The 7,041-nt window shown below is 71.7% G+C and carries 5 protein-coding genes; 3 read left to right on the top strand and 2 right to left on the bottom strand.

Going from position 1 to position 7,041, the window contains the following annotated elements:
- Positions 1 to 230: 230 nt before the first annotated feature.
- Both AB0F61_RS33950 and AB0F61_RS33945 read right to left on the bottom strand, forming a co-directional pair.
- Positions 231 to 884: an MBL fold metallo-hydrolase gene (locus AB0F61_RS33950; RefSeq protein ID WP_357818428.1), complete on the bottom strand. Its 654-nt coding sequence runs from the start codon at positions 882 to 884 to the stop codon at positions 231 to 233.
- A 7-nt stretch (positions 885 to 891) separates the two neighbouring features.
- Positions 892 to 1,608, bottom strand: coding sequence for a maleylpyruvate isomerase family mycothiol-dependent enzyme (locus AB0F61_RS33945; protein ID WP_357818425.1), 717 nt, complete (start codon positions 1,606 to 1,608; stop codon positions 892 to 894).
- Between the two features lie 178 nt (positions 1,609 to 1,786).
- Between AB0F61_RS33945 and rsgA the strand changes: the two genes are divergently transcribed.
- The 3 genes from rsgA (at position 1,787) to AB0F61_RS33930 (ending at position 6,871) form a co-directional block, all read left to right on the top strand.
- Positions 1,787 to 2,857, top strand: a complete 1,071-nt coding sequence (rsgA, locus tag AB0F61_RS33940; protein WP_357818423.1) for a ribosome small subunit-dependent GTPase A — start codon at positions 1,787 to 1,789, stop codon at positions 2,855 to 2,857.
- 241 nt (positions 2,858 to 3,098) lie between these two features.
- Positions 3,099 to 6,044, top strand: a complete 2,946-nt coding sequence (uvrA, locus tag AB0F61_RS33935; protein WP_357818420.1) for an excinuclease ABC subunit UvrA — start codon at positions 3,099 to 3,101, stop codon at positions 6,042 to 6,044.
- A 341-nt stretch (positions 6,045 to 6,385) separates the two neighbouring features.
- Positions 6,386 to 6,871, top strand: coding sequence for a Rieske (2Fe-2S) protein (locus AB0F61_RS33930; protein WP_357818417.1), 486 nt, complete (start codon positions 6,386 to 6,388; stop codon positions 6,869 to 6,871).
- Positions 6,872 to 7,041 lie beyond the last annotated feature (170 nt).

The following is a 7,041-nucleotide window of genomic DNA, read 5'->3' as shown; positions in this document are numbered from 1 at the left end:
GCAGGTGGTTCGCGTCGGCCAGCGCGGCGGCGTCCAGGCCGGGCCCGTCGTCGACGACCACGACGGCGCACCCCTGTGGTCGGTGCTCGCCGTTGTCAGGCTTGATCCCTGCGCCGGGCACGGCAGGCCCCGCCCCCGTCGGGGTTGCGGCTCGTCCGGTGGTGCCGCGTCCACCGAGGGCTGAAGGATCTTCAGGGTGAACGGTCGGCTTTGGTTCTTTTGCTGGTTGCTTACCAGCCTCGTGCTCGCCACTGGGGGAGGGCGGGACGTTCCGCTCCGAGCGTGCTGTCCTTGCCGTGGCCGGGGTAGAACCAGGTGTCGTCCGGGAGTTTGTCGAACAGCTTGTGCTCGACGTCGTCGATCAGTGCGGCGAAGCGCTCCGGGTCCTTGTCGGTGTTACCCACCCCACCGGGGAAGAGGCTGTCGCCGGTGAAGAGGTGCGGGGTGCCGGCCGGGTCACGGTAGAGCAGGGCGATCGAGCCCGGGGTGTGCCCCTTGATGTGGATGACCTCCAGCGCGCAGTCGCCGACCGGCACGGTGTCGCCGTCGCTGAGACGCTCCGCCTCGATCGGGAGGCCGTCCGCGTCGTCGGCGTGCACCAGAGCCCGCGCGCCGGTCTTGGCGACCACCTCCTCCAGGGCCACCCAGTGGTCCATGTGCTGGTGGGTCGTCACCACGGCGGTGAGCCCGCCGTCACCGATCAGCTCCAGCAACCGGGGCGCCTCGTTGGCGGCGTCGATCAGCACCTGGTCACCGGTGCCCGTGCAGCGCAGCAGATAGGCGTTGTTGTCCATCGGACCCACCGACAGCTTGCTGATGGTCAGCCCGTCCAGCTCGCGTACCGCCGGCGCACCGCCCTGGGTGACGTCTCCGCTGTATGTCATGACGCTTTTATATCCATTCCGGTGGAGTAGGCAGGGGGCCGTCGGGAGTGACGGAGAGCGGGCCGCCGTCGGCACGGCCGATCAGCCAGGCGGCGAGGTCGGGCACGGCACCGGAGACGACCGGGGCGCCGTCGCGGTCCCCGATCACCACCTCGTGCGCGCTGCCGTCCAGGCGTAGCACCAACGACGGCGGTGTCGGACGCGTGGAGTGGTGGCTGGCCGCCTCGCGCAGCAGCCGGTGGGCGAACGTCTCGGACCAGTCCGCGGGTCGGTAGTCGGCGGCCAGGTCCAGGTGGTGCACCTCGATCTCGCGCAGCCGACCCCACACCAGCAGCGCGGCCGGCCACGGGCCCTTACGCGCCTGCACCGTCGCCGCCCAGGCCTGCGCGGGCATCGCCGCGACCGCCTCGGCGAACAGGTCGGCGGTGCGCCGCAGATCGTCCAGGTGCTCGGCGGGTGGCCGGTCCGAGCCGGTCTCGATGTCGGTGGTGCGGGCCGCCAGCGAGGCGTACATCGGCAGCGCCTCGCCGGTGCGGGCCGCCGTGAGCAGATTGACGAAGCCGTCGGCGTTGCGCGCCAGATGCGCCAACACGTGGCCGCGCGTCCAGCCCGGCAGCAACGACGCGGCGGCCAGGTCTTCGGCGTCGAAGGACGCCGCGGTACGCAGGAGTCGGCTGGTGGCCGCGTCCACCTCGCCCATCAGCAGGAGCGGATCCGTGGTCACCCGTCGACCCTAGCGGTCCGTCGCCGCGCCGTCGCCGGGGAAATCGCTTTCGGCGCGTCGGCGCGCGACCTACCGTCAGCGGCAGACGCGGCACCGGGACATCGGACGGAGGTGGTGATCATGCCGGACGTGGCACGCGTGTTCCGCCATCACCTGCTCCGACACCGATGAGGATGCCATGACCATCGATCTGACAGCGCTCGGCTGGGACGCCGAGCGGGCGACGTACGCCGCGCGACGCGGCGAGCACCACCCGGGCCGGGTGGCCCGGGTCGACCGCGGGGTCTGCACGGTGCTCACGACGGCCGGCCCGGTCCGGGCCAGCCTGGGCGGCGCGGTGCTGAGCGCCGCGGCCCGGGACCCGTCGGCGCTGCCCTGCGCCGGGGACTGGGTGCTGCTCACCCACTGGCCGGACCGCCGCGTCACAGTGGAGGCGGTGCTGCCGCGGCGGGGCGCGCTGATCCGCCGTACCGCCGGCAAGGACGCCAGCGGCCAGGTGCTGGCCGCCAATCTGGACGCGGCCGCCGTGGTGGAGCCGGTGCACCCCGAGCCGGACGTGGGCCGAATCGAGCGACTGCTCGCTCTGGCCCACGAGTCCGGTGCCCGGCCACTGGTCGTGCTGACGAAGGCCGACCTCGCGGCCGACCCGGCCGCGCTGGCCCGCCAACTTGCCGCGGTCGCTCCCGGGGTGCCGGTGCTGCCGGTGAGCGCCGAACGTGGCGTCGGGCTGGACCCGCTGCGTGCCGAAGTGACGCCCGGCCGCACGCTCGGTCTGCTCGGGCCCTCCGGCGCCGGCAAGTCGAGCCTGGTCAACGCCCTGGTCGGGGCGGTGATGATGCCCACGCAGGCGATCCGGCGCGTCGACGGCAAGGGTCGGCACACCACCACCTGGCGGGCGCTCGTACCGATCCCCGGCGGCGGCGCCGTCATCGACACGCCCGGGGTGCGTGCCGTGGGCCTGCTGGACGGCGCGGTCGGGCTCGACCGGGCGTTCGCGGATATCGCGGGGCTGGCCGAGGGCTGCCGGTACGCCGACTGCGGCCACGACGGCGAGCCCGCCTGCGCGGTCCGCGAGGCGCTGCAGACCGGCGAACTCCCCACCCGCCGGTGGGAGAGCTGGCGGCGGCTGCAGGGCGAGGTGGCCCAGGAGAGCCGACGGCGGGAGGCCCGAGTGGCGGCGGAGCGGCGCGGTGGGTGGCGTTCGGCCCGGCGACGGGCTGCCCGGCCTCCATCGCCCGGCGGGTACTGACCGACGGCGGCGCTTGCGCCCGGCGGGTACTGACCGACGGGGGCGCTTGCGCCCGGCGCGGCGGGGGCCGTGGCTGGGCGCGGCCGACCGGGCTGAGCTGGGGGAATGTGCGGGCGGGGGAAACTGTCATACCTCGGGGCTAGAGTTGCCGAGGCGTGTTTTCCGCGCCCGCACGACCGCTCAGATCATCCCAGAGCGGGACAGATCCTTCGCTTCGTCTTCTCCCGGGAGTACACGCACCGTGGCCGACCGACTGATCATCCGTGGCGCGCGCGAGCACAACCTGCGTGACGTCAGTCTCGACCTGCCCCGGGACGCACTCATCGTGTTCACCGGGCTGTCCGGGTCGGGCAAGTCGAGCCTGGCCTTCGACACGATCTTCGCCGAGGGGCAGCGCCGCTACGTCGAGTCGCTCTCGTCGTACGCGCGGCAGTTCCTCGGCCAGATGGACAAGCCAGACGTCGACTTCATCGAGGGCCTGAGCCCCGCCGTCTCCATCGACCAGAAGTCCACCTCCCGCAACCCGCGTTCGACAGTCGGCACCATCACCGAGGTCTACGACTACCTGCGGCTGCTCTACGCCCGCATCGGCGAGCCGCACTGCCCGGTCTGTGGTGAGCGGATCTCCCGGCAGAGCCCCCAGCAGATCGTCGACCGGGTCCTCGCGATGGCCGAGGGCACCAAGTTCATGGTGCTCGCGCCGGTCATCCGTGGCCGCAAGGGCGAGTACGTCGACCTCTTCGCCGAGTTGCAGGCCAAGGGCTACGCCCGGGCCCGCGTCGACGGCGTGGTGCACCCGCTGACCGAGCCGCCGAAGCTCAAGAAGCAGGAGAAGCACACGATCGAGGTGGTGATCGACCGGCTCACCGTCAAGCCGAGCGCCAAGCAGCGGCTGACCGACTCGGTCGAGGCCGCCCTGGGCCTGTCCAGCGGTCTGGTGCTGCTCGACTTCGTCGACCTGCCGGAGGACGACCCGGACCGGGAGCGGCGCTACTCCGAGCACCTGGCCTGCCCCAACGACCACCCGCTGGCCATCGAGGATCTCGAACCCCGGGTCTTCTCCTTCAACGCGCCCTATGGCGCCTGCCCGGAGTGCACCGGCCTGGGCACCAAGAAGGAGGTCGACCCGGAGCTGCTGGTCCCCGACCCGGAGCGCAGCCTGCGCGAGGGCGCCATCCAGCCCTGGTCCACCGGGCACAACCTGGAATACTTCCTGCGCCTGCTGGAGGCGCTCGGCGAGGCCCAGCACTTCGACGTCGACACCCCGTGGCGGGCGTTGCCGGCGCGGGCGCAGAAGACGATCCTGCACGGCTCCGACGACCAGGTGCACGTGCGTTACCGCAACAAGTACGGTCGGGAGCGCTCCTACTACACCGGCTTCGAGGGCGTGGTGCAGTGGATCGAGCGCCGGCACTCCGACACCGAGTCCGAGTGGTCCCGCGACAAGTACGAGGGCTACATGCGTGACGTGCCGTGCGCGGCGTGCGGCGGCGCCCGGCTCAAGCCCGAGGTGCTCGCGGTCACACTGGCCGGCAGGAGCATCGCCGAGGTCTGCAACCTGTCCGTGGGGGAGTGCGCCGACCTGCTGGCCGGCATCGAGCTGACCGACCGGCAGAAGCTGATCGCCGAGCGGGTCCTCAAGGAGATCAACGCCCGGCTGCGGTTCCTGCTCGACGTGGGCCTGGACTACCTCTCCCTGGACCGGCCGGCCGGCACGCTCTCCGGCGGCGAGGCACAGCGCATCCGGCTGGCCACCCAGATCGGCTCCGGCCTGGTGGGCGTGCTCTACGTGCTCGACGAGCCCTCGATCGGGTTGCACCAGCGCGACAACCACCGGTTGATCGAGACGTTGATCCGGTTGCGTGGTCTGGGCAACACGCTGATCGTGGTGGAGCACGACGAGGACACCATCCGTACCGCCGACTGGATCGTCGACATCGGGCCCGGCGCGGGTGAGCACGGCGGCAAGATCGTGCACAGCGGCTCGGTCCCCGCACTGCTGAAGAACAAGGAGTCGATCACCGGGGCGTACCTGTCCGGTCGGCGGTCGATCCCGAGGCCGACGGGCCGCCGCCCGCAGGATCCGGGCCGGGAGCTGGTGGTGCACGGGGCGCGGGAGCACAACCTGCGCAACCTGACCGTCCCGTTCCCGCTGGGCCAGCTCATCGCGGTCACCGGGGTCAGCGGCTCGGGCAAGTCGACGCTTGTCAACGACATCCTGTACGCGGTGCTGGCCAACCAGATCAACGGCGCCCGGCTGGTGCCGGGCCGGCACACCCGGGTCTCCGGTCTGGAGCACGTGGACAAGGTCGTCGGCGTGGACCAGTCGCCGATCGGCCGGACGCCGCGCTCCAACCCGGCCACCTACACCGGGGTCTGGGACCACGTCCGCAAGCTCTTCGCCGAGACCACCGAGGCCAAGGTCCGCGGGTACGGCCCGGGTCGGTTCTCCTTCAACGTCAAGGGCGGGCGCTGCGAGGCCTGCTCCGGCGACGGCACCATCAAGATCGAGATGAACTTCCTGCCCGACGTGTACGTCCCCTGCGAGGTCTGCAAGGGCGCCCGGTACAACCGGGAGACCCTGGAGGTGCACTACAAGGGCAAGACCGTCTCGGACGTGCTGGAGATGCCGATCGAGGAGGCCGCCGAGTTCTTCTCCGCCATCCCGGCCATCCACCGGCACCTCAAGACCCTTGTCGACGTCGGCCTGGGCTACGTCCGTCTCGGTCAGCCCGCGCCGACCCTCTCCGGCGGCGAGGCGCAGCGGGTCAAGCTCGCGTCCGAGTTGCAGAAGCGTTCCACCGGACGGACGGTCTACGTGCTCGACGAGCCGACCACCGGTCTGCACTTCGAAGACATCCGCAAGCTGCTGATGGTGCTGGAAGGGCTTGTCGACAAGGGCAACACCGTGATCACGATCGAGCACAACCTCGACGTGATCAAGACGGCCGACTGGCTGATCGACATGGGTCCGGAGGGGGGCCACCGGGGCGGCACCGTGCTCGCCACCGGCACCCCCGAGGAGGTCGCCGAGGTGGCCGAGAGCCACACCGGCGAGTTCCTTCGCCAGGTGCTCAAGCTCGACGGCGACGCCAAGGGCGCGGCGGCCGCCACCACCCGGGCGGCCAAGGCCAACGGTGTCACCAAGGCGCGGGCGAGCCGCAAGGTGCCCGCCGCGGCACGCTGACCCCGGTTCCCCCAGGGCGGTCCCGGCCGGGCTGCTGTGCGCGGCGGTCCCGGCCGGGCTGGTGTGCGCGGCGGTCCGATCGGGCTGCTCGCGGCGGTCCCGGTCGGGCTGGTGCGCGGCGGTCCGGTCGGGCTGCTGTGCGCGGTCCCGGCTGGCTTCGTGCGCGGCGGTCCGCGACCGGTGTCGTGGTGTCCAGCGCGACGTGGGCTGATCGGCCGGGGCCCGCCTCGTCCCATTTCCGGTTCGAACGGATGCCACGGTGAACCATCCGGCACAGTTGCTCGTGTGGACAATGTGTGGCCGGCTCTTGACCGGCGCGGCGGGCTACAGAGAGGCGAGGCATGAGTGACGATCAGGCGCTGACCGGTCCCGGTACGCAGACACGCCGCACCCTGCTCACCGGCGTCGGCGCGGTTGGCGCGGCCGTCGTCCTGGCTGCCTGCGGCAGTGACGACGGCGACAGTGGCAGCGGCGGCCCCACCAGTGGCGGCCCGGCGGTGCCCAGCAGCGGTGACGCGGGCGGCGGCGACCGGCAGGGCGCGCAGTCGCTGGCCACCACCGCCGACATCCCGGTCGGTGGCGGCAAGGTCCTCGCCGCCCAGGGTGTGGTCATCACCCAGCCCGTAGCCGGCCAGTTCAAGGGCTTCGACCCGATCTGCACCCACCAGAACTGCCCGGTGACGAACGTCGACGGCGGCACCATCAACTGCACCTGTCACGGCAGCAAGTTCTCGATCGAGGACGGCTCGGTGAAGGCCGGCCCCGCCACCAAGCCGCTGCCTCCCAAGGACATCAAGGTCACCGGCGACCAGATCTCGCTCGCCTGACCGGACCCGGGGGAGCGGCAAGTGCCCCCGTCGCTTGATCGACTCGCGTTTCGGAAAGTCGGGGTATCTGCGGCCCTTGGGCTCAAGTGGTTGTTGCAACGGGGTGGATTCTCGTCAGGATGAGGGGTCATGCCGGGGCAGAGGTTGTCGTCCGCGGAGCGGGCGCAGAT

This window comes from Micromonospora sp. NPDC023888 (assembly GCF_040639415.1).
Classification (GTDB): Bacteria; Actinomycetota; Actinomycetes; order Mycobacteriales; family Micromonosporaceae; genus Micromonospora.
The sequence above is the reverse complement of the archived record's forward strand: the minus strand, read 5'-3'. Positions and strand labels throughout refer to the sequence as shown.

Coding starts and splice junctions, on each gene's coding strand:
- AB0F61_RS33950 (WP_357818428.1), bottom strand. CDS start 884: ATGACATACAGCGGAGACGTCACCCAGGGCGGTGCGCCGGCGGTACGC.
- rsgA (WP_357818423.1), top strand. CDS start 1,787: ATGACCATCGATCTGACAGCGCTCGGCTGGGACGCCGAGCGGGCGACG.
- AB0F61_RS33930 (WP_357818417.1), top strand. CDS start 6,386: ATGAGTGACGATCAGGCGCTGACCGGTCCCGGTACGCAGACACGCCGC.